The sequence below is a fragment of the Acinetobacter sp. YH12134 genome (genome assembly GCF_013418555.1).
Taxonomy (GTDB): Bacteria; Pseudomonadota; Gammaproteobacteria; order Pseudomonadales; family Moraxellaceae; genus Acinetobacter; species Acinetobacter indicus.
Genome location: NZ_VPBT01000002.1, coordinates 235792 through 261618 on the forward strand (window position 1 = coordinate 235792; position 25827 = coordinate 261618).

Consider the following 25827-nt stretch of genomic DNA (forward strand, 5'->3'; position numbering starts at 1 on the left):
CGGCTTTGTTGCACAAAGATTTTATAACTATATGATTTTAAAGGTTTTGATTATTTTTTGATCCAAAATTAAATTTATTTAAATCAGATGCTTACATATTTATGCAACAAAGCCCTCTCATTCTAAATCTAATATTGGATATAGCTGTAAATGGAAATTAATAAATCTTTAGTTATTTTAATAAATTACATTGTCATAACACCAATCTTATGCTATCTAATATTCGGGCTACAATTGATTTTTAAGCGTTATTCAAAAGATGCTTCTGTAGATCAACTCTTAGAACAAGAAAAACTTATAAAAGATTTTAAAACTAAATTCACTAAATCTTCACTTAAACAGAAACAAAACCTACAGGCTAGAGAGCTACTTGCTCAAAAAATTGCAAAACAGCCCAATGTGACTGGCCGGTTCTTAGCGTATTGTCTCCAAAGAGAGATACACAATATCAATTATATTATGTACATATTTAATTACACAAAAGATTTAGTAAAAGTACCAGACATAGAAGGCAATAGTTGTCTACAAATTTCAGAAACAAAATGTAATATTTTTAGAAAAGGAATTTTTTATCCAATAATAATTGGTTTAGGGATTATTTTATTAATAACCTTTTTTCCAGCATCCTTATCTCTTCTCTCTCTTGCTGGTTACCTTAGTCTCTTTATATTGACTATTTGCATACTACTTTACTTATTTCCATTCCTATGCACTTACCTGCTTGGAAATGAGACAGAGTGTATTTTTTATGAGAAAATATCTCATAAAAAGAAAGTATTTAATAAGAAGAAATGCTGTAATCTTCAGCAAGGTACTAAGAGTCCTAAATTTTTATGTTATCTTATAGAATGTGCTAGGAGTAATTTTGGTTGCATGCATATGTCAGTAGAACAAATTCTTAAGAACCTTGAAATAAAGCAAATGTCTCATGATGATCGATATCATAAAGATATTTGGGTTTTAAACACTCAAGATAAAGCAAGACATATGGCTGCCCATATTGGCAAGTATAGTGGACAAATTTTAGAGGCTACTCGTTCTGCAGAGGTCAATGAAGCTACAGTTCAAAAGTACGTTATTGATTCTCTAATCATAAACTTTTCATATGCAAATATTTTTCTTAATCTAGTAAGTAAAAACTTAGATTCTGATTATTTAATTTTACCTAGTTTAGAAAAATTGACAGATTCTATCGGGCGGGATTATTTATCTCAAAAAGGATATATTAGTGAACTTAAACAACATGGTTTAGACCTTGCTATGGATATGTGCATCTTAGCAGGGAAAATACTCAAAACAGTTGAATCATTAGATCATGTAGAACAACACGATTTCCGGAATAATTTTAATCAATATACGATTGAGATTTTCAAAATACTTATCACTTTGTGCCATATTTATGAAATTAAAGGAATTGAGACTTTAATTGCTAACAGATTGTATGAAGTTGAGCAAAGACATGTATATTTTGAAGTATATGGAAATTACAAAGATGGCTATAAGGTAATGTAAGAATGTTTTGGAGTGGTAATAGATTAGATAAAAACAAGAGAAAGTTAGTCCCTCATCATCCGGATACTGCAATTGATTGTGCCTCATTAGTATTAACCATTGGGAAGGAAGTATACATAACTCCCAATTCTGAAAGTGATACCAAAGTAAAAAAAATACTTACTGCTGATGAGCCACAATTTATTATTCCTAAAGGTCAATTTGCACTTTTAATTACAGAGGAAGAAGTACATGTACCGAATGAGAATATTGCTTTTATTTCCTTTAAAGCTAAATATAAATATAAAGGCTTAATTAACGTCTCTGGTTTCCATGTTGATCCAGGTTGGAGAGGAAAACTTACATTTTCCGTTTATAATGCAGGTCCTAGTGATGTCGTATTAGAAAAAGGGAACCCTTTTGCATTAATTTGGTATGCAGACTTAGATCAAGAAGGTATTATTGCTGGAAATTATTCAAATAATAAGTATGTAAAAAAAGACAAACCAATTACAAGTATTTCTAGTGATAAAATTACTGATATGACTGGTGATATATTCTCTCCTTTTAAATTAAAAAAAGATATTGAAGAGCTCAAGGAAAAATATAATAAAGACATAATGGAAATTAAAAAAGAAGTTAATGCTATCGAGGGCAAGTTACTTGTGCGAACAGGACTTCTTATTTTTACATTCATTTCCTTAGTTATCATAATTATTAGGATCTCTTCGCAATAATTTAAAAAATCAGCAGCTTTTTTCAATTCTAAAAATTAAAAATGAAATCAAGCTGAGGATCTTTATTGAGATGTAAATCTTTCCAAGCAAAAGGTGGACCACTTATCCCTAATGGATAGCTCTGTAGAAAGTCGACTAAAAATCTGTTGTGTAACGCATTATCCACATACTTACAACCCGGACCCTTTTTAACAATTTCCAAGAGATCGACTGGGATTGGAATACTATTTTTCCCAAAATAATAGAAATGATCACTAATCAGAACATTCTCATTTTTTGTATCAGTATTAACATTTCTATAATTAATACTTCCGTCCTCTTCCGAATGGTGAGAAGGGATTTGAATCCATTCTGAATCTTCTTGGTGATAAATATTATCGCCATATTGATATTTACGGCTTCTGTTTAAAACAGGCCGCTTATTAAAGAATCTTTCATCATGCCAATATTCATCAAATGTTAATTTTTCCGTTATTTTCATCGCAAATACTAAATTATTGATACTACCTGTTGAGGCAGAAGTGGTACCAATTACCCAATCCCCTATCATTGCGCTTTTTCGGATATCAGGCTTACATGTAGCTAAAGTACAGTAGCCAAAGAAAGGATTAGGTGCAAAACCATAATCTCTTCTTAATACATAGGAAATAATTTTCATATATTAACCGCATAAATGTCTTGCAACATACGGCGAACTATATCCTTCAAAAATACTATCACCCGTAACTGCTTTGACTAAGCTATCACTATTCCATCCCACAATAGCATCAGCGTAATTTTCTAACTCTTCTGGTATTTCACAGCCCTGATGACCATGAGCCCAAACTCCCACAATTCTTAGACCTAGTTTTTGAGCATATTCAATTTCCCAATTAACCCAATAACTATTTTTAGTTTGAGGTGTTATGTAAACCATCAGTGTTGAACACTGCCTTATTCTAGGAGCCAAGATTTGATACTTAATATAATCTTCTGCTTTCGCACCATTGGGCTTAGTAGAGTTTATCGAAAAGTCTCTAATTTCAAATCCTTTTGTTTTCATTAAATCCTTAGTTTTTTGAAGCCCATTATCATCTGCATGTATATGACTTATAAAAATATTTTTTTTAGCCATAGCTAATCCCCTATACTTATTAGTTAAAAAAGGCTTTGTTGCACAAATATTTCATAACTATATGATTTTAAAAGTTTTGATTAATTTTTGATCCAAAATTAAATTCATTTAAATCAGATACTTACATATTTATGCAACAAATCCGTTAAAAAGAGAATGAAGTTTAAAATCAAATACACAATATTTATGTTAATTTTAAAATATACAATGAATTCACTAACTTTGCTTATCATTTTAAAGATTTATGGAGTTATTAATTGACAAATATTATTACCCCCCCATTAGCAGCACATTTCATTTGGCATAAATCTGACCAAGAGGAATTTAATTTAGTTTGTGGAGAATTTAGGTCATACCTAACACGAGATATAGATAGACCCTTTTCTAGAGAATTAAATATTCCTACTTTTTTCTACACTAGTTTTGAGAGTGTGCCAAGTCAACCAAATTATCTTGCACAAAATAATGTAGTTTTTATTTGTCTAAGTCGAAATACTTTAGGTAGCGTCATTTGGCGTAATTTTTTAAATACATTTTTAGTAAATGCTAACACCTTTATTGTGCCAATTGCACTTGATGAGTATGGACTAAACCATAGCACTGATCATGGAAATTTACATAATCTTAATTTCATAAGAGCATTTAATTTTGAAGAAGACAATAAGAAACTACTCTCTATATTACATCTATCTCATGAATTATATCGGTATGGTTTCCAGGAACATGAGTCAAGTGGAATAGGCTCTAACACCTCTATTCGACTATTTTTAAGTCATGCTAAAAAAGGAGGTATAGGTGAAATATATGCAAAAGCTATTAAAGATTTCATCAACCTTACAAATATGAAAGAGTTCTTTGATGCTTCTGAAATTTCAGTAGGATATAGATTTGACCAAGAAATCATTAACCATATACATCATTCTACTCTTATAGCAATTACCACGGATGAATATTCTTCACGCTATTGGTGCCAAAGAGAAATCTTAGAAGCTAAAAAAAATAATAGACCTATAATTTCTGTAAATTGTCTCAAAGAATATGAAGATAGAATATTTCCACCAGCAGCAAATGTGCCATGCGTACATATAACCCCTTCTGAAGTTCCACCTAAGCATGAAATCTTAACTATTCTAGTTGCAGCATTAATCGAAACTATTCGATTTAATTTTTCAATTAAATTGCTGAACTACTATCAAATGCAATCTTGGATTGATAGTAATGCTGTTCTATTAGCTCGCCCCCCTGAAATTCAAACAGCAATATTACTTAAGCAGAATATACAGGATGACCAAGAACTATCTATTTGTTATCCGGAACCCCCAATTTATGCAGAGGAAATGGATTGGACTAAATATTTAAATATAAAAGTTTCTACACCTTTGTGGAACAGTGAGGAAGAGCAGAATCTAAATAAGAAAATAGGAGTATCGATTTCTGAAGATGGCGATAATGATTTTATAAAGCGAAATACTCATCCAGACGAATTAAAGAGATTATCTCAAGAACTAGCTAGGCATCTGCTTGTAAGAGGCAACTCTCTCATCTATGGTGGTGATTTACGGCCTAATGGATTTACTGAATTTATTGTTGAAGAAGCTAGTATTTTACAAAATCGTCTTCCTGATAGGAAATTCTTAGTACGAAATCATCTCTCTTGGCCATTATGGTTAGACAATAAAACTGAAGAATGGGGTTTAAATCATTTTAAGGTACTAGAGCAGATTAAATACGAACTTCCTGATGACATTCAGCATACGGTAGATAATTCAGTTTTCTTACCATTCCAAAGTATAGAAAATAAATATATTTGGTCTAGATGTTTAACTCTCATGAGAGAAAAAACCGTACAAGAATCAGAAATCCGAATCTGTGCGGGAGGCAAAACTACAGATTATAAAGGTAAGATGCCAGGTGTACTGGAAGAATTTTTAATAGCTTTAGCAAGTAATAAACCTATTTATTTAATTGGAGGTTTAGGGGGAATCGTTAAAGATATTTGTGAAAGCATTAAAACTCAAATTATTTCTCCTACTTTAACCCAAGCTTGGCAAATAGAAGCAAATGAAGAGTATGAAGATTTGCTAAGTATTCTTGAGTCTAGCGGACATGGAGTTAATTATACTGATATTGGAAATATATTAACAAGTATAGAAATTAATGACTTAGCTAAAAATGTAGGACTCACATCGGAAGAATACATTAAATTAATGGATACTCCATTTATTGATGAGATCATTCATCTAATCTTAAAAGGCTTAAAAAATCTATAAAATAGTTTAAATATTAGATTGCTGCTTGCAGCAATCTAATAGGATGAAAAATTAAATCTTATGTAAGCAAGCCTATTAGATTAAATTTTAAGTCTTCCTCTCTACAGCCAACCATATTTTTGCTTCTAAGTAGATATCTTCAATCCATTTGGGATCAGAGGTATTTTCCTCATAATTCTCAAGAAGGAGATGAAATTTTTTAACATATTCGTTCCAATTCGTTATCTCAGATATGTCCTCATTTGGGCATAACTCGTTTAAACGCATTAACCATACAGAAGCCTCTTTATCCCACTGATTTTTAGACATCGTATGATCAGAATCTTTCATTTCTGAGTTCCTCTTTAAAAAGGAGCTACTTTCAGCAAAAAAGCGTTCATTATGAATCTGAGCAATATATTTTCTATCTACATCAGATAGATGCTTAGCTCTTTTTTTAGCTTTACGATATTGATATTCATTAATTAACGGACTGTGTTTTAAACAAGCTGATTTTTTCTTTGCTTTTAACTCTTTTGAATAAACAAAATCGTACTTTCCTTTAGAGCGAATCCGTCTAAAACAATATGAACACCAATTAAGTGTAAATCTGTTTGAAATATTTTCCTTATGAGGAAAATTCCCATTAAAAATATTAGTAGATTTAGAGTTTGATAAAAAATAAGTAATTTCAGCTAAAAATTTAATAAAATCTAACGTTTCTTTCCAATCATTCAAGTTCGTCTGAAAATTTATAGTAATATTTTGTTTTTCATTGAATATTTTTTGTTCCTCTTGTAAAGCATAATCTATTTCAAAAAGAGAATCATACTTCTTATATAAATTGAACAATACTTCGGCAAGTTCAAAACATTTTAGCTTGCTTGACAATTGCTCAGTAAGATCACAACTAATTTGTAATGCTATTAAATCATGCTTCAGTTCGGGATATTGATCTATATGCTTTTGAAATTTCGAATGAAAAATTTCAGAGACCTTAGGTAAAATATTTAACTTACCATAAATTTTGTCCCCCTTCCCCTTTCTTGAAACTACGATTTCATTATTATTAATATAGTTTTGCAACTCTCTAAACTCAACTTCACAACGAGCTGCTTGAGCACTTTCAAAAAGAAAAGCTTGATTAAAATATTCAGAAAACCGAGTTCTATTTTTTGTGATTCTTTCACCCATTCTATATGTATCCAGTTTTTTTCCATGATCAAAGAATAAAAAATAATTAACTTCACTTCGTCATTCAGTAATAGGAAGAACGATGAAGAAAATCACAAAAACTTTCATTCAAAATATCAGGGATAGGTTTATACACCTGCCTCCCATAATGGGGTTTAGTCCCATAAATACCACCTCTGACTGTAATCATTCTACACCGTTAGCTTTTCAATTCAATGTCTTACAGGCTGTTACAGAGTTACATCTTGGAGAGACCAATGAAAACTAGACCAGTAGCGGTTCGACTACCGCTAGCGCTTGTAACTTCTCTTGAGAGACAAGCAGAACGTGAAGCAAGAACTGTCGCGGATGTAATTCGTCATGTACTAGCTGCTAGTCAATCGAATCAAAAAGACCAAATCCTTGAAAAACTTTTAACGATTGAATCTCAAGTGAAATTGTTAAGTCAGGGACAGAACCAACTCATCCAAAAGCTTTCAGAATTTGATATTGATGTAGGAGAGCATTAATGAGCTCATTAAATAAAAAGCCTGAATGGCGCTATGAAGATGGTATAGCTGCGGCAGGTGTTAGCTTTTTGCTTACATCAATAGCTTTCCAATATGTTTCTTGGAAACTACAAATCCCATTCACAAATGACATTGTGTGGGCAAACTGGCCTTTATTACCAAAAGCACTTTTGGGGTGCACTTTATCTACCTTTGGTATAGAGACCAAGTCTTGGATTGAAATTTCAACAATGCTTAATTTCTTTGGTTACAAGCCATGGTTCTATTTGCATTTTTATATGCCTCTAGCATTGTCACTTCCAATTTCTATTTATTTGGGCTACCTAGCTGCTAGGCCTACAGATCAATATCATGCAAGGGGAAATACACTGTTGTCTGGATCTGAAGCTATCAGCTATGCAAAACAAAAAATAAAGAATCTTGATAAAAAAGTTCAGTCTACTGATTTACCTAAAGGAATGTTGATCCATACGCACATTCGTTTACCTGTTGGTACAGAAACAAAAGGAATTGCTCTCATTGGTGCACCCAGCTCAGGGAAAACACAGATTATAAAACAGATGATGCTTGATATGTTAGGACAACATCCTAATGCAAAAGTTTGTCTTATTGATAATAAAGGTGATTTTACTGAATTTGTTGATGAAGACCAGTCAATTATCCTTGCTCCGTGGGATATTCGTTGTATGGCATGGGATATTGGAAAAGATATACGAACGGAATTGGATGCTGGATTGTTTGCTCATGCATTAATCCCAACAGTTGATGGTGATAATGCCGTTTTTTCAGATGCGAGTCGAGTAGCATTAATTGGTTTTATTGTTTGTTTACAGCAAAAATACGGTCTGGAATGGGGCTGGAGGCATTTAACACATTGCCTTGAATGGTCACGCGAGCAGGTCATTGAAGCATTCAAACAATATTATCCGATTGGACTCAAGATTTTTCGTGAAGATAGTAAATCATCAGATAGTGTGGATTTTAGCTTAACTGCCAATTTAACTTTTTTACGCCAATTTGCTCAAGCTTGGCCTGAATCAGTCGGTGGATTAAGCTTGAGAAATTGGATACAAGATGACTCAGACGAAAAGCCAATTTTATTACTGCAAGCGAGTAAAGCATTTCCAACTATTAGCGATGCATACATTTGTGCAGTACTGAATATACTGAGCAAACTGATTCTATCACCAACATTTTCAGATTCATCTACACGTAGAATCCATTTTATCCTTGATGAGATTGCACAGATTCCTTACGTCGATCAGCTTAAAAATCTAGCTGCTCTTGGGAGATCAAAAGGCGCTTGTATCTGGCTAGGGGTTCAAGATTTCGATTTGCTGGTCGATCAGTATGGTCAGCACGAAGTTAACTCTTTAATCGGCATGATGCAGACCAAACTTATTTTAAGCATGGGATCAGGTACAGGAGCTGACTTCGCCTCTAAATTGCTTGGTGATCGTGAAATTTTCACTGAAGATTTTGATGAAAATGGAAATCGAATCCCGCTTACACAATCACAACGCCTTGTTTCACCATCCGAAATTTCTCAATTACCTCAACCTACTTTACAGCATGGCATTCACGGTTGGATGACCATTACGGGGTGGAATGCTGTACTTCGACTCACTTGGCCGATCGAAAAATTTGAAAAAATCCGTGAAGGTGTAGAACTGGCAGAGTGGATTGACCAGATACCTATTGCAGATGTGACAGATCACGTTATAGAAGCTGTTTCTTCAAGTAAAAAGCGCTTGATCAAAAAATCTAACAAGCTCCAGGACGAGTTATGATGAGTTTTAAATCCATATCTAATAGTGAGCAAGCTGTAGAATATTATGAGAGCTTGGCAAGCGAAGATTACTATGAATTGGGTGGCGAGCCATCTGGATATTGGGTTGGGCAATTACAATCCACTCTATACCTCAATGGTGAAGTAAGCTCAGGTGAATTAGGAAAAATGTTACAAGGCTATCACCCTATATCGGGTGAGGCTTTGGCCTCAAATGCTGGACCCGATCACAAAGGTGGATGGGACATGACATTTTCTGCCCCAAAAAGTGTGAGTGTTATATGGGCATTAGCTGATCAAGAAACTCGTACAGCTATACAAACAGCACAAAAAAATTCAGTTGAAGCTGGGATTAAGTTCTTAGAACAACACGCATTTAGCAGTCGAGATCGTGGAGAAAATTCGGGGTCTATTCATCATATCATTGCTGCTGCTTACGAACATAGCACAAGCCGTACGCAAGATCCTCACTTACATACCCATGTTCTGGTGGCTAATCTCGGCTTACGAGTAGACAGTTCTGTATGCGCTATTGACTTTGATGCACGTTGGAAGCAAGCGACAGGTGCAGTCTATCGTGCTGAATTGTCACACCAATTGCAAAGACTAGGTTTTCAGATTGAACCAGAGGTAAATAAATCATTTTCAATCAAAGGAATACCGAAAGATTTATGCGATGCTTTTTCTAAACGTAGAAATGCTATCGTTGAACAAGCGGAAAAATATGGCGTAACCAGTGCACAAGGGATGCAGATTGCCACTTTTGCAACCCGTGGGAAGAAAGCAGATGAAATTTCACGTTTTGTATTGTTTCAACAATGGCAAGCTGAGGCAGCGTCATTAGGTTATGCATCTGATTTGGTACAGCAATGCCAAAGTTTTCAATCAATGGAGAATTCATTGCTCAATCCAATGGAAATATTTGGTGAACTACATCAACAAATGTCTACCTTTACACCACAGCAACTGCATCATGCAGTCGCTGTGGCTTCTCAAGGTCATCTTAATGCTGATGGTATTCACCAGTATATTGGTGAAATATTGCAGCATCCTGAATTAGTTCGGTTGCAATCCATTAACCATAAATTGGATCGAGGTCTTGATCAAACCGAATTGCGTTTTACCACGCAGACACAACTCGCTTTAGAAAAGCATTTACTTGACAAAGCAAAACAACGACAACACGAAACGCAGCATCAAATTGTTGCTGATCCCCTCTTGATTGAACATGCTAATTTGACCAGGGAGCAAAAAGTAGCCTTAGAACATATCACAACTCAAATTGGCGGCGTCAAAATCATTCAAGGTATGGCTGGCACAGGGAAAGGCTACTTGCTCGGTGTTGCACATCTAGCATGGGAAAATGTAGGTTTAGACGTACGAGGAGCAACTCTTGCAGCAAAAGCAGCTCAAGGCCTGCAAGAATCCACACAAATTCCATCTCAAACTTTGCATTCATTGATTCATCAACTCAATACTGGAAAAACGGAACTTACTAGTAAAACCGTTTTGGTGATTGATGAAGCGGGTATGGTTGGTTCAAGACAGCTGACACAAATACTTGATCATGCAGAACAAGCACAAGCCAAAGTGGTTTTGGTTGGTGATCACCAGCAGTTACAACCAATTGATGCAGGTGGGGCTTTTCGTTTGCTGGCAAAAAATCTTGGCTATGCATCCCTGCAAAATATCCAGAGGCAAAAAACGCTAGAAGACAGAAAAATTGTAATGCAGCTCGCCACAGGTCAAAGTGAGCAAGCATTAGCAGCCATGCGTAAACAAGGTAATTTGCATGTACAAACTACGCAGGAAAAAGCTATAGAAAATTTAATTGAGGACTGGTGGCAAGCCAAAACTAAAGAGCCGTCCGCATCAGCTTTGATGCTCGCAGGAACGCGAAGTGATTTATACCGACTCAACCAAGCAGCACGTTTAAAAATGAATCGATCAGGACAATTGGGTGCAAGTTGTGAGGTTGAAACCGTTCTTAATAATGTGCATTCCTTTCGTGAATTTGCAGTGGGTGACCAGATCCTATTTTGCAAAAATCAACGTAGGTTGGGAATCACCAATGGTGATGTCGGGATACTGAAAAAGATTCAGATCAATCAAGATGGTCATTGGCAATTTCAGGTTGAACGAGAAGATAGCAAAATAGTTGAATTCAGTTTAACTGATGATGAAAACATAAAATCAGCTTATACCGCAATTGACCATGCCTATGCAATTTCGGTGCATAAAGCACAAGGGATGACTGTAGACCATGCATTTGTACTCTCTTCAGATACAATGATGGATCGAGAATGGAGTTATGTTGCAGCTAGTCGTGCCAGAGAGAAAACCCATTTTTATTGTTCAGCAGAAATTGAAACAGTGATGGAAGTGAATATGGGACGATCAAGACAAAAAGATACGAGTCTAGATTATACCGTAAGCTCTAAAGCTCAGCATCAGCTCGAACTATAAAAATAGGTAAAGCACATGCAAACACTCAGTCTAATTGAGGCAGCTAAATTTCTTCGTATGCATCCTGAAGAATTACGCAGGAGAGCAAAACTTGGTCAAATTCCAGCAGCTAAACCTGCAAAATCATGGGTTTTTATCGAAGATGATCTTGCTGAATATTTACGCTCGTTTTATGCTAATTCAAGGCAAGCGTTGCAAGTGACTTTACCAATGGAGTTAAAACAATGTCACTTATCAAACGCAACAACATATGGTGGGTCGACTTCACCACACCGAGCGGTAAGCGAATTAGACGTACTACTGCAACGGAAAATAAAGTCGAAGCGCAAGAATTCCATGATCGATTAAAAGCTGAATTTTGGCGAGTACAAAAGCTAGGTGATAGACCTACTTACACTTGGGATCAAGCTGGTATACGTTGGTTGGATGAAACTCAGCATAAGAATACCCACCAAGATGATGTCAGTAAATTAACTTGGTTACAGCAGTTTCTTCGTGGGAAAATCCTAATGGACATTTCTCGCGATGAAATTATTTCGATAGGTGAAGTTAAAAAACGAGAATCGAGTGCTGCAACTGCAAATCGATACCTTGCCTTAGTTCGAGCAATCCTTAATAAAGCTTGTAACGAATGGGAATGGATTGATAAAGCACCGAAAGTAAGAATGTATAAAGAAATCAAACGCCGTGTTAGATGGATTACAGCTGAGCAAGTTAAGATTTTACTTGATGAGCTACCTCCCCATCAGAAAATAGTAACGGTATTTGCTCTTTCAACTGGACTCAGACAAGCCAATATTTTAAATCTTACTTGGCAACAAGTTGATTTAAAGAGAAAAACGGCATGGATTTACGGTGATCAAGCAAAAGGTAAAGAAGATATCCATGTTTCGTTAAGTGAACATGTAGTTAATTTACTTAAAACTCAGCTTGGGAATCATCCAGAATATGTTTTTACATACCGTAAAAAGCCTATTGCAAATATAAATACACGGGCTTGGCGGAAAGCTTTAGAACGAGCTGGAATAGTCAACTTTCGTTGGCATGATCTAAGACATACTTGGGCGAGCTGGTTAGTGCAAAATGGCACACCCTTATATGATCTTCAGGAGATGGGTGGTTGGCAAAGTTCTGAGATGGTCAGAAGGTATGCTCACCTAGCTCCAGCAAATTTAAGTAGGCATGCTGAAGTCGTAAGTTCCATACTTTATGGCACAAATGTGCCGCAGCATGAAATTAAAAAGGACTTACAGTTACTGTAAGTCCTTGAAAAATATGGTGGGCCCAGACAGACTTGAACTGTCGACCAACGGATTATGAGTCCGCTGCTCTAACCAACTGAGCTATAGGCCCTTTTCACTGAAATTGTTATATATCAACAAGTTCAGGCGCCATGAATACTATCGAAGATTTTTTTAAAATACAAGCCCTTTCAAAATCGCTTGTACAGTAAGACAACAGTTAACCAGAAGCTCAAAAATTAGCAGGAAATTGCACAACATCATCTCATCAAGCATTGCACTGAAACTGCGCTCACATCATGAGAGGTAAATTCGAAATTTATTTTTTTTAAGATAAAAAAGCAATAAATCAATAAAAAATTATACTTTTTTGAAATAACTTTATATCGTGAGTACAAAAACTTATAAAGTATTCGTATTGCTGAAATTTTAAACTCTTTTTGAGTTCAGTGACTTTTCTTTGCGCGATTCGAACACAAGTTCAGCAATAGACCAAAGCACAATCACCATTAAAATGAGCGAAGCAACAATTAGTGCGGTCAAATATGTCATTTTGCTATTCCTGTTGAGGTTAAGCCTAAAGTTGGACATTGGCCTGAACTACGACCTATCTACGACAAAAGTCTAATGCTTAAATTATCTACTGAATAGCTTTTTTTTCACTTTTTTAATAGTAATTTTCTATATACTCATTTATTTTAAGTCTTAATAACTTTTAATTTATATCTAAAAACAATAAGTTGTTAGATTATATTCTGCGGCTAAACAGGTCTTTATTTTTTCTGCACAGTTGCACAAATTAACCCTTGACTCTAAAGCCGAACAAGCACAAATTATGCGCTTTCGTTTGTTTTACTCTGTACCCATGTTAAAAAAATTTATTGGCGAAGCTGCATTTAAAGTTGCCGGATGGAGCTATAACGTCGAACCTGATATTCTGGAAGATAAACAGGTCATTATTGGTTTTGAGCATACCTCGATGCTTGATGCAGTGCTATCACTGGCCATCTTCCAAATTTTCGACATGAAAATTCATACCTTAATCAAGAAAGAATTATTCAAAGGTCCACTTAAACCGGTACTTGAAGCCGTGGGCGGTATTGCGGTTGATCGTAAAGCCAATCAGGACATCGTGGGACAAATGGTGGAGCTGTTCCAGCGCAATGAAAAATTCAATCTGGTGATTGCTCCTGAAGCGACCCGTGCCAAAAATGGTGAAGCACGTAAGCCAATTCGTACCGGTTTCTGGCATATTGCCAAAGCCGCCAATGTGCCGATTGTGCTGATGTATGCCAACTCTAAAACCAAGCAAGGCGGGATTTTTGGTAAAATTTATCCAACCGACCTGGCGCATGATCTCGCGCTGATCAAACAGCTCTATAAAGAAAACACCGGATTGGATATTATTATTCCAGACGTGAAAACAGCGTAAATTTTTCAGTTAAAACTTAAAACCCTGCCCTTTTTTCAGAAAAAGGGCTTATGGTAGAATCTGTGCAATTCGATCGGCATACAGCCAATCTACAAGGAGCATATTTCGCATGGCGGGTCATTCCAAGTGGGCCAATATCAAGCATCGTAAAGCCAAACAAGATGCTAGTCGTGGTAAGTTGTTTACCAAATACATTCGTGAACTGACAACTGCTGCTAAACTCGGCGGTCCGGATGCAGGGAGCAACCCTCGCTTACGTGCTGTAGTCGAAAAAGCATTATCAGTCAACATGACACGTGATGTGATTAACCGTGCGATTCAACGTGGTGCTGGCGGTGAAGATAACGATGACTTAAAAGAAGTCACCTATGAAGGTTATGGTGTCGGCGGTGTGGCCGTGATTGTTGAAACCATGACTGACAACTTAAACCGTACCGTACCAGACGTTCGTCACTGCTTCTCTAAAACCGATGGTAACTTAGGCACCAACGGTTCAGTGGCCTTCTTATTCACCAAACGTGGTGAAATTACGTTTGAAGATGTGTCTTTAGAAGATCAGATCATGGACGTGGCATTAGAAGCCGGTGCAGAAGATATTGAAGTCTCTGAAGATGAAATTCTGGTGATTACCACTCCAGAAACATTTGGTACCGTTCAGGATGCTTTAGCCGCAGCAGGTTTAAAATCTGACAACGCTGAAGTGGTGATGAGCCCATCAACCAAAGCTGAAATCACCGACATCGACCAGGCTAAAAAAATCATGAAAATGATTGATATGCTTGAAGATCTGGATGATGTTCAGAACGTTTATACCAACGTTGAATTCTCTGATGACGTTTTAGCTGCCTTAGATGCTTAAAACTTACAGATAAAAAACGCGCCATCTGGCGCGTTTTTTATTTCTTAGAAATTAAACTTTATTGAGCAAATTCGAGCAGTTTAAAACATTATATTCTTTAATCACGAAGCTCGAATGCAGCGCCACCACATGGTCAATTTTACCAATGCGTTTGAGTAAAATGTCACTGTAGTTTTCCATATCCCGCGCAATCACTTCTACAATAAAGTCAGCGGTTTGCCCGGTCACCAAAAAGGCATTAATCACTTCGGGAATATTTTCCAGTTCTTCCAGAAACTTGGCAAAGGTATCGGTATCATGTTTACTCAGCGACACCTGCAACAGGACATGCAGACTAAAGCCGAGTTTCTGGTAATTAATTTCCCGTTTTAAACCTGAAATAATATTATGATCAATCAGGCTTTTAATCCGGCGATGCACCGAACTCACCGACAAATTCACCCGCTCCGACAATTCATTTAAATTGACATCTTCATGACTTAAAATTTCAAGAATATGCTTATCAAAGCGATCCAGTTCCATTTTTATACTCTTTTTAACAGGCAATGACACTTTATAATTTTAGCCGAATCAGCCCCACAACAATATTTATTTCTCATTATTTTTTCATCTATTGAAATTTTTTTTCAAGATATGATGTGCTGACACAACTGAAGCCTAACTGATCAGGCGTCTGCCATTTATCTTGATCTTTTAAAAACAGATAAACGGTCAGCCTCAATAAACCGCTGTTTTCTCAAAAATTTCATTCTCTATGCTGCGTTAAAATTGCCTTCTCTGCCCAAATGCGGCTAATTCCAGACCGTTCATCTTTTACAAGTGTATACAAATAGATTAAAAAAGATGCGTTTCAACACCAGCAAAACAAAAACATAAGAACACAAGGAATCGTCTTCCTGGCTTTTAAATCTTTCAATTTGCTGAAAAGCAAGCTCAGCCCGGTTTTAACTGTCGAAACCCAAACCAGCAGCTTTTTCAGTGGCATCAGCTCGACCTTGTCGAACTGGTTTGGACAACTCACCAGCCCCTCTACCCCAACCCTAGACAGCTTATTGCAAAGTCTGTTGTCTGGAAACAGCCTGGACAGCAGCAGTCTTAGCAATTTAATCAGCCAGTTTACAGGAAGTAATAGCAGTAGTCTGGATATTTCTAGCCTGATTAATCAACTGACCCAAGCCAATGGTGGCAGTTTTGATCTGGGCTCAATTAGCAATTTAATTGGTGGTTTAATTGGCGGTGGCGCTGGCGATATTGATATTGGCGTAATCGTAGAACTGGTAAGCGGCCTGATGGGTGGCAGTTCAGGTGATCTCGATATTGCAGCCATTGCTGATCTGGTCGGTGGTTTAATTGGCGGCGGTGCTGGTGACTTTGATATCGGCGCAATCGTAGAACTGGTGAGCGACCTGATGGGTGGTAGTTCGGGCGATCTCGATATTGCAGCCATTGCTGAACTTGTCGGTGGATTAATTGGCGGTGGCGCCGGCGATATTGATATCAGTGCAATTGCCGGATTAGTCAGTGGATTAATCGGTGGTGGTTCAGGCGATCTCGATATCACAGCGATTGCTGAATTGGTTGATGGGTTGATTGGCGGCGGTGCTGGTGATATTGATATCGGTGCAATTGCCGGATTAGTCAGCGGATTAATCGGTGGTGGTTCAGGTGATCTTGACATTGCTGCCATTGCTGAGCTTGTTGGTGGTTTAATTGGCGGTGGCGCTGGCGATATTGATATTGGCGCAATCGTAGAACTGGTAAGCGGCCTGATGGGTGGCAGCTCAGGTGATCTCGACATTGCAGCCATTGCTGATCTGGTCGGTAGTCTGATTGGCGGTGGCGCCGGCGACTTTGATATTGGTGCAATTTCAGAACTGGTCGGTGGCTTAATCGGTGGTAATACGGGTGAAATTAACCTTGAAACGATTTCTGAACTGTTTGAAGGACTCATCGGCAATAACACCGGTGATCTGAACCTTGAAACACTGACCCAGTTATTTGAAGGCTTAACAGGTGGCAGCAGTGAGTTTGACTTAAGTGCCTTACTTGGCGGTCTCCCAGACATCGGCAGTGGTTTTGATTTAGGTGGCTTACTGGAAGGTCTGACTGACGGTGGCACAGACTTTGACCTAGGCAATCTTACTGACAGCTTGGGCGATGCATTTGGTTCAACTGACTTTAATCTGGAAGATCTGTTACAAGGCGCCAGTACAGGAGCAGACAGCAGTCTGAGTCTGGACAACCTGTTACCTGAACTTCAAGAAGCTCTCCAATCGACCAGTACAGAAAGCAGTAGCAGCAACTTTGACCTGCTCAGCCTTGCGCCGCAACTGCCTGCAATTGATCTGGATTCATCTACCCCATTCATTTAATGGATTTGATAAAGTCATAAAAATACGCGCTACAGGCGCGTATTTTTTATGGTTGCCGTTTAGATACCGCGCCAGTCCACACGGGCATGACGCTCGGTCTGATAAATTCTCAGTACATATTGCCCTAAAGGTAAATCACTGAGTTCCTGTTTAAATTGCAGGAATTGTTCGGACAAGTTTTCGCCCTGCTCTTTTTCCCACGGTGTATCCTGAATTTCCAGAATCGGAGCCAGCATGGAACAGACCGCAATATCCGCCAGGCCTAAACGCTCACCGACAAAATATGCGCCGCCATTGGCTATCAGACGCTGGTTTAATTCGGCTATTAAACGGCGCATTTCCCGTTCCGATTCATCAACCTTGTCCTGATCCAGCTGATAGCCTTTGGAAATCAGCATCTTCATAATCGGTTTGGAGTATTTTTCAAATTGACGTAAATAACCTTTTTCACCAATCAGCAAATCTAAAGGCTGCTCACTTTCAGATAAAGTATGTGCCAAGCCCCAGCGACGAACGTGATAGCCCAGAGTCGAGGCCAACTGGTCAATCTCCAGTGCTTCATTACGCTGTGTCGGGTCTGGGCGTAATAAGGTATGCTCCGGATACACCTCATCTAAATACAGGGAAATTTGGGTACTGTCCGCAATCCATTGATCCTGATCGCGTAAAATCGGCAGCTTGTTTTGTCCGGTTTTTAGCTTGGCAAAAGCCCGGTGCACGCCCGGAATTAAATTCTGCGCGTTATAATCCAGTTCCTTATGATCCAGCAGCCAGCGCGCTTTTTCACAAAAATGAGATAAAGGAAACTGGTACAAAATACGCATATCTTCTCCGTCAATTTTTATTTTTTGATCAATAATTTGAACAGCCAACATCCATTGGCTACTTTAGTCATACTGCTGCTGAAAAACAATGCGCTTTTTATTCAAAAATCGCCGGTATTCGGCCAAACGCTTCATCAAGCGTATTTAGGTCAGGCTATCCTGTTTAAAAATCACCAAAGATACGGCACGCATTACCCACCATCCGCAGCACATATTTCAGAAATATGCTTTTTCAACAAACATCCCCGCCATGACCTGACTTTATGCTGGCTTTCATGTAAAATCAGCGACAATTTTTGAATAACACTTTGTGAGTCATTTCATGGGTTTTAATTGTGGTATTGTAGGTCTGCCTAACGTTGGTAAATCGACTCTTTTCAACGCCTTAACCAAAGCTGCAATTGCTGCTGAAAACTTCCCGTTCTGTACCATTGAGCCAAACACCGGTATTGTGCCGGTGCCGGATGCGCGTTTAGACAAACTGGCGGCCATTGTAAACCCACAACGTGTCCTGCCGACCACCATGGAATTTGTGGATATCGCCGGTCTGGTTGCAGGTGCTTCAAAAGGTGAAGGTCTGGGTAACCAGTTCCTGGCCAACATCCGTGAAACTGACGCGATTGCTCACGTGGTGCGTTGTTTTGAAGATGAAAACGTCATTCACGTCAATGGTAAAATTGACCCGCTGGACGATATTGCCACCATCAACACTGAACTTGCGCTGGCAGACTTAGAAACGGTATCGAAAGCCGTGACCCGTTTAACCAAAACAGCCAAAGGCGGTGACAAAGAAGCGGTTGCGACCAAAGCCGTTTTAGAAAAAATCCTGCCATTACTGGATGAAGGCAAACCGGCACGTGCAGCCAATCTGGACGATGACGAACGTAAACTGATTCGTGGTTTTGGTTTATTAACCTTAAAACCAACCATGTATATTGCCAACGTGGCGGAAGATGGCTTTGAAAACAACCCGCACTTAGATGCAGTACGTGAACTGGCAGCAGCTGAAAATGCGATTGTAGTACCACTCTGCAACCAGATTGAAGCCGAAATTTCATTATTAGAAGATGATGAACGTGCTGAATTCTTAGAAGCGATGGGTATGGAAGAACCTGGCCTGAACGTGGTCATCCGTGCAGGTTATGGCTTACTCGGCCTACAAACTTACTTCACTGCCGGTGTGCAGGAAGTACGTGCCTGGACGGTGAAAGTCGGTGCAACCGCTCCACAAGCAGCAGGTGTGATTCACACTGACTTCGAAAAAGGCTTTATCCGTGCTGAATGTGTGGCCTATGATGACTTCGTACAATACAATGGCGAAGCTGGTGCCAAAGAAGCAGGTAAATGGCGTTTAGAAGGTAAAACTTACATCGTACAGGATGGTGATGTTTTACACTTCCGTTTTAACGTGTAATCGCCTGATATCAATGAAAAACCCTCAAATATTTGAGGGTTTTTTATACTCTTTTTTTTGAAGAGCAATCTTTGGCTCACCACAGTTTAAGCAAGAAAATTAATCAATCAGCGAACCGATCTTGATGTCTTCTTTGATTTACTGAGATGTTATTGAATTCCCTAAGCTTCCAGTTTTCGAAAGTGCTTAATTTCAGTGCACTCAAGCGCACTATAACCGTTCAGCACCGTGAAAGATGCGCCAATATCTTGCAGACTAATTGTGTAATGTAATCGCTATTCTGATTGCAAAGATCAATTTAATACGGCGGCGCCATTAAAAAAGCGGAGCCAGAACTCCGCTTATTGATGCTTCAGGATGCTGTCGCAATCGCATTGCCTTTTTGTTTGGGATCGGTATTGCCCAGTTCCGGATGGGCAATCGCATCGGCACATTGCTGTTTATCGCGTTCATAATCGGCCTGTTTCTGGCTTACTGCTGCGCTACTTTCTAACGTCGCACGCGCCCAGATTTCCAGGCTGGTGAGTGCTTTACGGCATAAAGCATATTTACCTTCGGTGACTGAATCGGTCATTTTGACGTTAATGCGCCATTCGGTGCTTAACTGGCGCGCCGGTTTGCGTACATTATCTTCAATTAAATTGCGCTGTTTGCGATAAACATAAGGTTCTACCTCATTCATCAGCTTCCAGGCCGCTTCTGCATACGCCGTTGCATCATTGGTCAGTTTCGGTGCAGGTTTAATTTCCGGTTTTTCACCGGACTGATCGCTCCCACAGGCCTGTAATAACAGGCTACTGCCCAGTACAGTCGCAACCACAAATTGACGTGTTTTGAACATCCACATATCTGGCTCGCTTCAACAAACATTTCGGCACTATGCTAGTGAATTCGGGTACAATACACAATCATCATTTGACTCCTTGTTCAACTCTCCTTCAGGTGTGTCGTGTCTGAACACAAAACGCTTTCCACACAGCCAGCCGGTTTTTGGCAAGGCGCTAAAGATAGCCAAGCCATTATTTTTACTTATCTCCCCGTTTCTTTTGCATTTGGCGTTTCGGCGACCCAATTCGGTTTTAGCGCCTGGGAAGCCCTGTTTTTATCCTGCACCATGTATGCCGGTGCCAGCCAGTTTCTGGTGGTGGCCCTGTTAGGCAGCGGCACCTCCATCTGGATGACCGCCCTGACTGTCATTGCACTGGATATTCGCCATCTGCTCTATGGCCCGGCCTTAACCAACCTGATTCAGGACCGGCTCAATTTAAAGAAAACCGCGATCTGGGCCTGGGGCCTGACCGATGAAGTCTTTGCTTCTGGCATGATCAAGCTGTCGCAGCGCCGGCAACAATGGTCGGAATCCTGGATGCTCGGCTTAAGTCTGTTTAGCTGGATGTCATGGGCGCTCGGTTCTTTACTGGGCGGTCTGTTTGCCGATCAGGTCAGTAAGCTGCCGCAGTTTTTACAAGCCGCACTGGATTTCCTGTTACCGGCCCTGTTCCTGAGTTTCCTGCTGGCCGCCTTTGAGAAAAAACATACCTTTGTGGTCAGTGTGACTTTGGTGGTATCAGCTATCGCCTGCTATTTCATTGACCTGTCCGCTGCCATCTTTATTGGTATTTTATCGGGCATTTTTGCAGGTCTGTTCAAACACTATGTCTTAAAACAACCGGATGATGCATACGCAGGAGGCTCACATGAATCTTGAAATTATTCTGGTCGGGATTGTGGTCGGCATCGCCAATTTTGCTTCACGCTTTGGACCGTTTTTTGTGATTCAGAAGTTTCAGCAGGACTCACAAAAACGGGGTGCCCTCTGGCTAAAGATTGCTTTGGGTTCAATTGGTATTGCCGCAATCAGTTCAATGCTGGTTGTCGCGACCTTGCCACCGTTACTGGAAACGCCCAATAAAAGTTTTGCCATGCTGGTCGGATTTATAGTGCTGGCCGGGCTGTATTTTAAATACAAGAAAATTGTACCGGCCACCTTGACTGCGGCCGTGACCTATGGCCTGATTTATACCTATATTCCATTTTCCTTCTAGGTTTTGACTTCAACACCAGACCCATTGACGCAGTGCTGCAGTTGTGCTGCGTTTTCAACACTGTATTTCCTCTTGCCCACTGCGTCTAAAAATTGTTGGACAAAATCACGATTTTCTCCGAATCGGCACTAACATCGCGGTGCAGTTCTGCTATGCTAAAAGCCCATAAAATCAAGCATGGATGAATTACATGAGCGTGACGATTGGTACTCCTCTTCAAGCTTCGGCATTTAAAGTATTGCTATTGGGTTCAGGAGAATTGGGGAAAGAGGTGGTGATTTCTTTACAGCGTTTAGGTGTAGAAGTGCATGCCGCCGACCGATATGATCATGCCCCTGCCATGCAAGTGGCGCATCATGCCCATACCATTAATATGGCCGATCCTAACGCACTGAAACAGCTGATTGCTCAGGTGCAACCGCATCTGATTGTGCCGGAAATTGAAGCCATTGCCACAGAAGTGCTGCTGGATATTGAAGCGCAAAACGTTGCTACCGTGATTCCATCAGCCAAGGCAGTCAATCTGACCATGAACCGCGAAGGCATCCGCCGTCTAGCTGCAGAAGAACTGGGACTGCCAACCTCTGCCTACCGTTTTGCCGACTCGCTGGAAAGCTTCCGTGCAGCCTGTGATGATATTGGCTATCCAAACTTTGTGAAGCCGGTGATGTCCTCCTCAGGCAAAGGCCAATCCCGGGTAAAAAGCTTTGATGAAGTCGATGCCGCCTGGGACTATGCGCAAACCGGTGGCCGTGTGAATCAGGGCACCGTGATTGTTGAATCGCAGATTGATTTTGATTTTGAAATTACCCTACTCACGGTACGCTCTAAACATCCAGAAACTGGTGAAATTGAAACCTCATTCTGCGACCCGATTGGCCATCGTCAGGATGCCGGTGATTATGTCGAAAGCTGGCAGCCACAACCAATGAGCAGCCAGGCCTTAGCAGAAGCCAAACGTATTGCCCACAAGGTTACCAGCGCACTTGGCGGCTGCGGTATTTTTGGGGTAGAACTGTTTGTCAAAGGCGATCAAGTGTGGTTTAGTGAAGTGTCACCTCGTCCACACGATACCGGTTTAGTCACGTTGGCCTCACAATACCAGAGTGAATTCGAATTACATGCCCGTGCGATTCTCGGCTTGCCAGTGAACACGGCGCGTCATAGTGTGGCTGCCAGTGCAGTGATTTATGCCGGTGTGGATGACCAGAACCTGTCATTTTCTGGCTTGAATCTTGCTTTAGCTCACCCGGATACTGATTTACGTCTGTTTGGCAAACCGGAAGGCTTCAAGCGTCGCCGCATGGGTGTGGCCACCGCCCGCGCAGAAACCACTGAGCAGGCACGTGAGCTGGCTTACGCTACTGCACAAAACGTCAGTGTCAATCAAAACTAGTCGCACAACACGGAACGCTGTTCATGATCAACACCTTACCCTTGCTGAATTACGTAAAAAGTAACCATGACATTCAGGCCATTAATCAGTGGCGAAGTGATGTTGAACATCAGCTGGGGGAATGTTTTGAAAATGGACATTCGGTCCGTGACATTATTCTGGCGCGCTCCAATTTTATTGATGAGGCGCTAAAATTCCTGTGGCAACATGCCGGACTGGACCAGACCGATTTAGGCCTGTTTGCGGTGGGCGGTTATGGCCGCCGCGAAATGTTGCCCTATTCCGATGTCGACATCATGATCCTGTCAGAAGATGAAATCTCGCCGGAACAGGAAAAGCTGATTTCAACCTTTATTTCATCGCTGTGGGATGTCGGTAATTTCAAACCCGGCATTAGCGTGCGTACCATTCAGGATTGCGTGATTCAGGCCACCAATGACCTGACTGTGGCCACCGCTTTAATTGAAGCACGACTGATTATTGGCAATGAACATCTGGCCAAATGGCCACGCCGGATTGTGTCGCAAACCTGGACCGATAAAACCTTTTTTGATGCCAAGATGGAAGAGCAAGCCAAACGCTATGCTCAGCACAACCATACCGAAAGCAATTTAGAGCCGGATATTAAAACTGCACCGGGTGGCATCCGCGATATTAACCAGATTGGCTGGATTGCCAAACGGCATTTCCGTGTCAACCGTATTTATGATCTGGTGCATCTGGGTTTTATTTCCGAGTTTGAGCTGGGCGTACTGGAAGAAGCCGAAAGTTTCCTCTGGGAAATTCGCCATTATTTGCACCTGCTGACCAAACGCGATGAAAACCGCCTGCTGTTTGATTATCAGCGTGATATTGCAGCCAAGTTCGGCTATGTCCGTGAAGAAGGCAAATCACCAAATTATCCGATTGAACAGTTCATGAAGCGTTATTACCGCACCGCGCAGCAGGTGTCGACGCTAAATGAAATGTTACTGGCCTATTTTAATGAATCGGTGATTACCCCGCGTCTGCCGCAATATGAACGCCAGATTGAAGAAATTAATGAAAACTTCAAACTGGTCGATGGCAAACTGGCAGTGCAGCATCACAAGATTTTTTCTGAAAAGCCAAGTGCGATTCTGGAAATTTTCTATCTGCTGGCCAATCGTCCTGAAATTACCGGGATTCGTGCCCGCACCTTACGCCTGCTGACCCTGGCTGCCAAACGGATTGACCGCGATTTTCGTGATAATCCAGTCCATCAGGCGCTGTTTATGGCGATTTTACGCTCGCCGTACCGTTTATATGACACCATGGTGGCAATGAAACGCTATGGTGTATTGGGCAACTATATTCCGGCTTTCGGGCAAATTACCGGCCTGATGCAATATGACCTGTTCCATATTTATACCGTCGATGCGCACACCCTGCTGCTGATTCGCAACCTGAACCGCTTTAAAGAACCGGAATTTGCCAAAGATTTTCCGGTGGTCAGCTCGGTGTTCCAGCGACTGGCGCGTCGTGACATTGTCTATCTGGCCGCAATTTTCCATGACATTGCCAAAGGTCGTGGTGGCGATCATAGTGAACTTGGCGCCGCCGATGCGATTGCCTTCTGCCGCACGCATGGCTTTACCGAACGTGAATGCAATCTGGTGGCTTGGCTGGTGCAAAACCACCTGCTGATGTCGGTCACTGCACAGAAAAAAGATATTTCCGATCCGGATGTGGTCAAAGCTTTCGCCGAACTGATGGGCGATATGGAACATCTGGATTATCTGTATACCCTAACTGTGGCCGATATTAACGCCACCAATCCAACCTTATGGAACACCTGGCGCGCCTCGCTGATGCGCCAGCTATACACCCATGCCCGTGATGTGATCCGTTCCGGCCTGGGTCGTCCGGTGGATTATCAGATGCTGATTGAAGACACCAAATTTGCGGCCAGCGAATTACTGGTCGAGGATTTCTCGCTGGAAGAAGTGGAAAAAGTCTGGCAGGAACTGGGCGATGAATACTTCCTGAAAGAAACCGCCGATGAAATTGCCTGGCATACCCGCGCCATCTTGCAGCACAGTGACAATCCGGCACCTTTAGTACTGATGCGCGCTCATCGTAAATATGCCCAGGATGCCGTGCAGATCTTTATTTATACTCAGGATCAGCCAAACCTGTTTGCCACCACCGTGGCGATTTTAGACCGCATGAATCTGGATGTGCAGGACGCGCGGATTATTACCGCCACCAAAGCCTTTAGTTTAGATACTTATGTGGTACTGGACCGTTTTGGTACCCTGCTGACCGATGCCGAGCGTCAGGACACCGTGATTCAATCACTGGTCACTGCATTAAGCCAGTCAGACAAATATCCGGGGCTGATGCAGCGCCTGATTCCGCGCCAGCTGCGCCATTTTGATATTGAAAATACTGTCGACATCAGCCTGAATGCCGCACTCAACCAGAACATGGTGGAAATTGCGACACTTGACCAGCCGGGCTTACTTGCCAAAGTCGGCGGCTTGTTTATGATGCAGGGGCTGGATATTCATTCTGCTAAAATTGCCACTCTAGGCGAACGTGCTGAAGATATTTTCTTTGTCACCAAAAAAGATGGTACGCCTATGAATGCAGAAGAAGCCAAAAGCTTTGCGGCCAAATTAAAGGCAGCACTTGATGAAGCCTCAAATCAGGTGTGCCAACATTAACATCAACC

At 40.4% G+C, this 25827-nt stretch carries 23 protein-coding genes and 1 tRNA gene; 17 read left to right on the forward strand and 7 right to left on the reverse strand.

What is annotated here, in order from left to right:
• The first annotated feature begins 150 nt into the window (after positions 1 to 150).
• Both FTU69_RS02640 and FTU69_RS02645 read left to right on the forward strand, forming a co-directional pair.
• Complete coding sequence (locus FTU69_RS02640) at positions 151 to 1512, forward strand: hypothetical protein (protein WP_180103437.1); 1362 nt, start codon at positions 151 to 153, stop codon at positions 1510 to 1512.
• Between the two features lie 2 nt (positions 1513 to 1514).
• Entirely contained in the window at positions 1515 to 2228 is a 714-nt protein-coding gene (locus tag FTU69_RS02645) for a deoxycytidine triphosphate deaminase (protein ID WP_180103438.1), read from the forward strand.
• 28 nt (positions 2229 to 2256) lie between these two features.
• Here FTU69_RS02645 and FTU69_RS02650 read toward each other — a convergent pair whose 3' ends face one another.
• Both FTU69_RS02650 and FTU69_RS02655 read right to left on the reverse strand, forming a co-directional pair.
• Positions 2257 to 2886, reverse strand: coding sequence for a hypothetical protein (locus FTU69_RS02650; RefSeq protein ID WP_180103439.1), 630 nt, complete (start codon positions 2884 to 2886; stop codon positions 2257 to 2259).
• A gap of 3 nt (positions 2887 to 2889) precedes the next feature.
• Positions 2890 to 3342 carry a TIR domain-containing protein gene (locus FTU69_RS02655; RefSeq protein WP_180103440.1) on the reverse strand — a complete coding sequence of 151 codons (453 nt, stop codon included), beginning with the start codon at positions 3340 to 3342 and terminating at the stop codon, positions 2890 to 2892.
• Positions 3343 to 3599: 257 nt separating this feature from the next.
• Here FTU69_RS02655 and FTU69_RS02660 point away from each other — a divergent pair, with 257 nt between their 5' ends.
• On the forward strand, positions 3600 to 5612 hold the full coding sequence (locus tag FTU69_RS02660) for a TIR domain-containing protein (protein WP_218946401.1): 2013 nt from the start codon (positions 3600 to 3602) through the stop codon (positions 5610 to 5612).
• 87 nt (positions 5613 to 5699) lie between these two features.
• On the opposite strand, the gene FTU69_RS02665 is transcribed toward FTU69_RS02660, so the two are convergent.
• The gene (locus tag FTU69_RS02665; RefSeq protein ID WP_180103441.1) at positions 5700 to 6785 is read right to left on the reverse strand and encodes a hypothetical protein; all 1086 of its coding nucleotides are present in this window, start codon (positions 6783 to 6785) and stop codon (positions 5700 to 5702) included.
• Positions 6786 to 7042: 257 nt separating this feature from the next.
• Here FTU69_RS02665 and FTU69_RS02670 point away from each other — a divergent pair, with 257 nt between their 5' ends.
• From FTU69_RS02670 to FTU69_RS02690, 5 genes are read left to right on the forward strand one after another with little or no spacing between them, the layout of a single operon-like run.
• Positions 7043 to 7294, forward strand: a complete 252-nt coding sequence (locus FTU69_RS02670) for a hypothetical protein (protein WP_180103442.1) — start codon at positions 7043 to 7045, stop codon at positions 7292 to 7294.
• Positions 7294 to 9084 carry a type IV secretion system DNA-binding domain-containing protein gene (locus tag FTU69_RS02675; protein WP_180103443.1) on the forward strand — a complete coding sequence of 597 codons (1791 nt, stop codon included), beginning with the start codon at positions 7294 to 7296 and terminating at the stop codon, positions 9082 to 9084. The genes FTU69_RS02670 and FTU69_RS02675 overlap by 1 nt, the downstream gene beginning before the upstream one ends.
• Positions 9081 to 11549, forward strand: a complete 2469-nt coding sequence (gene mobF, locus FTU69_RS02680) for a MobF family relaxase (protein ID WP_180103444.1) — start codon at positions 9081 to 9083, stop codon at positions 11547 to 11549. The genes FTU69_RS02675 and mobF overlap by 4 nt, the downstream gene beginning before the upstream one ends.
• A gap of 15 nt (positions 11550 to 11564) precedes the next feature.
• Positions 11565 to 11897, forward strand: a complete 333-nt coding sequence (locus tag FTU69_RS14915; RefSeq protein ID WP_245199980.1) for a helix-turn-helix domain-containing protein — start codon at positions 11565 to 11567, stop codon at positions 11895 to 11897.
• Entirely contained in the window at positions 11783 to 12811 is a 1029-nt protein-coding gene (locus FTU69_RS02690) for a tyrosine-type recombinase/integrase (protein ID WP_373423488.1), read from the forward strand. Before FTU69_RS14915 ends, FTU69_RS02690 begins: the two co-directional genes overlap by 115 nt.
• A 14-nt stretch (positions 12812 to 12825) precedes the next feature.
• On the opposite strand, the gene FTU69_RS02695 is transcribed toward FTU69_RS02690, so the two are convergent.
• Positions 12826 to 12902, reverse strand: a tRNA-Ile gene (locus FTU69_RS02695).
• A 753-nt stretch (positions 12903 to 13655) separates the two neighbouring features.
• Here FTU69_RS02695 and FTU69_RS02700 point away from each other — a divergent pair.
• Positions 13656 to 14222 (forward strand): 1-acyl-sn-glycerol-3-phosphate acyltransferase, encoded by a 567-nt coding sequence (locus FTU69_RS02700; protein WP_005177219.1) that lies wholly within the window; start codon positions 13656 to 13658, stop codon positions 14220 to 14222.
• 109 nt (positions 14223 to 14331) lie between these two features.
• Entirely contained in the window at positions 14332 to 15081 is a 750-nt protein-coding gene (locus FTU69_RS02705) for a YebC/PmpR family DNA-binding transcriptional regulator (RefSeq protein WP_005177213.1), read from the forward strand.
• Between the two features lie 51 nt (positions 15082 to 15132).
• On the opposite strand, the gene FTU69_RS02710 is transcribed toward FTU69_RS02705, so the two are convergent.
• Positions 15133 to 15603 carry an Lrp/AsnC family transcriptional regulator gene (locus tag FTU69_RS02710; protein WP_075175482.1) on the reverse strand — a complete coding sequence of 157 codons (471 nt, stop codon included), beginning with the start codon at positions 15601 to 15603 and terminating at the stop codon, positions 15133 to 15135.
• 374 nt (positions 15604 to 15977) lie between these two features.
• Between FTU69_RS02710 and FTU69_RS02715 the strand changes: the two genes are divergently transcribed.
• Complete coding sequence (locus FTU69_RS02715) at positions 15978 to 17453, forward strand: hypothetical protein (protein ID WP_163146321.1); 1476 nt, start codon at positions 15978 to 15980, stop codon at positions 17451 to 17453.
• 59 nt (positions 17454 to 17512) lie between these two features.
• Here FTU69_RS02715 and FTU69_RS02720 read toward each other — a convergent pair whose 3' ends face one another.
• On the reverse strand, positions 17513 to 18277 hold the full coding sequence (locus FTU69_RS02720) for a glutathione S-transferase family protein (protein WP_163145917.1): 765 nt from the start codon (positions 18275 to 18277) through the stop codon (positions 17513 to 17515).
• Between the two features lie 36 nt (positions 18278 to 18313).
• Here FTU69_RS02720 and FTU69_RS02725 point away from each other — a divergent pair, with 36 nt between their 5' ends.
• The gene (locus tag FTU69_RS02725; protein ID WP_163145918.1) at positions 18314 to 18577 is read left to right on the forward strand and encodes a hypothetical protein; all 264 of its coding nucleotides are present in this window, start codon (positions 18314 to 18316) and stop codon (positions 18575 to 18577) included.
• A 22-nt stretch (positions 18578 to 18599) separates the two neighbouring features.
• Complete coding sequence (gene ychF, locus FTU69_RS02730) at positions 18600 to 19691, forward strand: redox-regulated ATPase YchF (protein WP_005177206.1); 1092 nt, start codon at positions 18600 to 18602, stop codon at positions 19689 to 19691.
• Positions 19692 to 20043: 352 nt separating this feature from the next.
• Here the strand turns inward: ychF and FTU69_RS02735 are convergent, their stop codons facing one another.
• On the reverse strand, positions 20044 to 20538 hold the full coding sequence (locus tag FTU69_RS02735) for a hypothetical protein (RefSeq protein WP_163145919.1): 495 nt from the start codon (positions 20536 to 20538) through the stop codon (positions 20044 to 20046).
• Between the two features lie 102 nt (positions 20539 to 20640).
• Between FTU69_RS02735 and FTU69_RS02740 the strand changes: the two genes are divergently transcribed.
• The 4 genes from FTU69_RS02740 to glnD all read left to right on the forward strand — a co-directional run bounded on the left by FTU69_RS02740 (position 20641) and on the right by glnD (position 25819).
• Entirely contained in the window at positions 20641 to 21399 is a 759-nt protein-coding gene (locus FTU69_RS02740; RefSeq protein ID WP_045795021.1) for an AzlC family ABC transporter permease, read from the forward strand.
• Positions 21389 to 21736: an L-valine transporter subunit YgaH gene (gene ygaH, locus FTU69_RS02745; protein WP_104472645.1), complete on the forward strand. Its 348-nt coding sequence runs from the start codon at positions 21389 to 21391 to the stop codon at positions 21734 to 21736. Before FTU69_RS02740 ends, ygaH begins: the two co-directional genes overlap by 11 nt.
• 190 nt (positions 21737 to 21926) lie before the next feature.
• Entirely contained in the window at positions 21927 to 23132 is a 1206-nt protein-coding gene (gene purT, locus FTU69_RS02750; protein WP_104472646.1) for a formate-dependent phosphoribosylglycinamide formyltransferase, read from the forward strand.
• 23 nt (positions 23133 to 23155) lie between these two features.
• A complete protein-coding gene (gene glnD / locus FTU69_RS02755; protein WP_180103446.1) occupies positions 23156 to 25819 on the forward strand; it encodes a [protein-PII] uridylyltransferase in 2664 nt (887 codons plus the stop codon).
• Positions 25820 to 25827 lie beyond the last annotated feature (8 nt).

Bases quoted from the DNA above. Each gene is read 5' to 3' on its own strand.
- FTU69_RS02640 (WP_180103437.1), top strand. From the start codon at position 151: ATGGAAATTAATAAATCTTTAGTTATTTTAATAAATTACATTGTCATA.
- FTU69_RS02645 (WP_180103438.1), top strand. From the start codon at position 1,515: ATGTTTTGGAGTGGTAATAGATTAGATAAAAACAAGAGAAAGTTAGTC.
- FTU69_RS02650 (WP_180103439.1), bottom strand. From the start codon at position 2,886: ATGAAAATTATTTCCTATGTATTAAGAAGAGATTATGGTTTTGCACCT.
- FTU69_RS02655 (WP_180103440.1), bottom strand. From the start codon at position 3,342: ATGGCTAAAAAAAATATTTTTATAAGTCATATACATGCAGATGATAAT.
- FTU69_RS02665 (WP_180103441.1), bottom strand. From the start codon at position 6,785: ATGGGTGAAAGAATCACAAAAAATAGAACTCGGTTTTCTGAATATTTT.
- FTU69_RS02670 (WP_180103442.1), top strand. From the start codon at position 7,043: ATGAAAACTAGACCAGTAGCGGTTCGACTACCGCTAGCGCTTGTAACT.
- FTU69_RS02675 (WP_180103443.1), top strand. From the start codon at position 7,294: ATGAGCTCATTAAATAAAAAGCCTGAATGGCGCTATGAAGATGGTATA.
- mobF (WP_180103444.1), top strand. From the start codon at position 9,081: ATGATGAGTTTTAAATCCATATCTAATAGTGAGCAAGCTGTAGAATAT.
- FTU69_RS14915 (WP_245199980.1), top strand. From the start codon at position 11,565: ATGCAAACACTCAGTCTAATTGAGGCAGCTAAATTTCTTCGTATGCAT.
- FTU69_RS02700 (WP_005177219.1), top strand. From the start codon at position 13,656: ATGTTAAAAAAATTTATTGGCGAAGCTGCATTTAAAGTTGCCGGATGG.
- FTU69_RS02705 (WP_005177213.1), top strand. From the start codon at position 14,332: ATGGCGGGTCATTCCAAGTGGGCCAATATCAAGCATCGTAAAGCCAAA.
- FTU69_RS02710 (WP_075175482.1), bottom strand. From the start codon at position 15,603: ATGGAACTGGATCGCTTTGATAAGCATATTCTTGAAATTTTAAGTCAT.
- FTU69_RS02720 (WP_163145917.1), bottom strand. From the start codon at position 18,277: ATGCGTATTTTGTACCAGTTTCCTTTATCTCATTTTTGTGAAAAAGCG.
- ychF (WP_005177206.1), top strand. From the start codon at position 18,600: ATGGGTTTTAATTGTGGTATTGTAGGTCTGCCTAACGTTGGTAAATCG.
- FTU69_RS02735 (WP_163145919.1), bottom strand. From the start codon at position 20,538: ATGTGGATGTTCAAAACACGTCAATTTGTGGTTGCGACTGTACTGGGC.
- ygaH (WP_104472645.1), top strand. From the start codon at position 21,389: ATGAATCTTGAAATTATTCTGGTCGGGATTGTGGTCGGCATCGCCAAT.
- purT (WP_104472646.1), top strand. From the start codon at position 21,927: ATGAGCGTGACGATTGGTACTCCTCTTCAAGCTTCGGCATTTAAAGTA.
- glnD (WP_180103446.1), top strand. From the start codon at position 23,156: ATGATCAACACCTTACCCTTGCTGAATTACGTAAAAAGTAACCATGAC.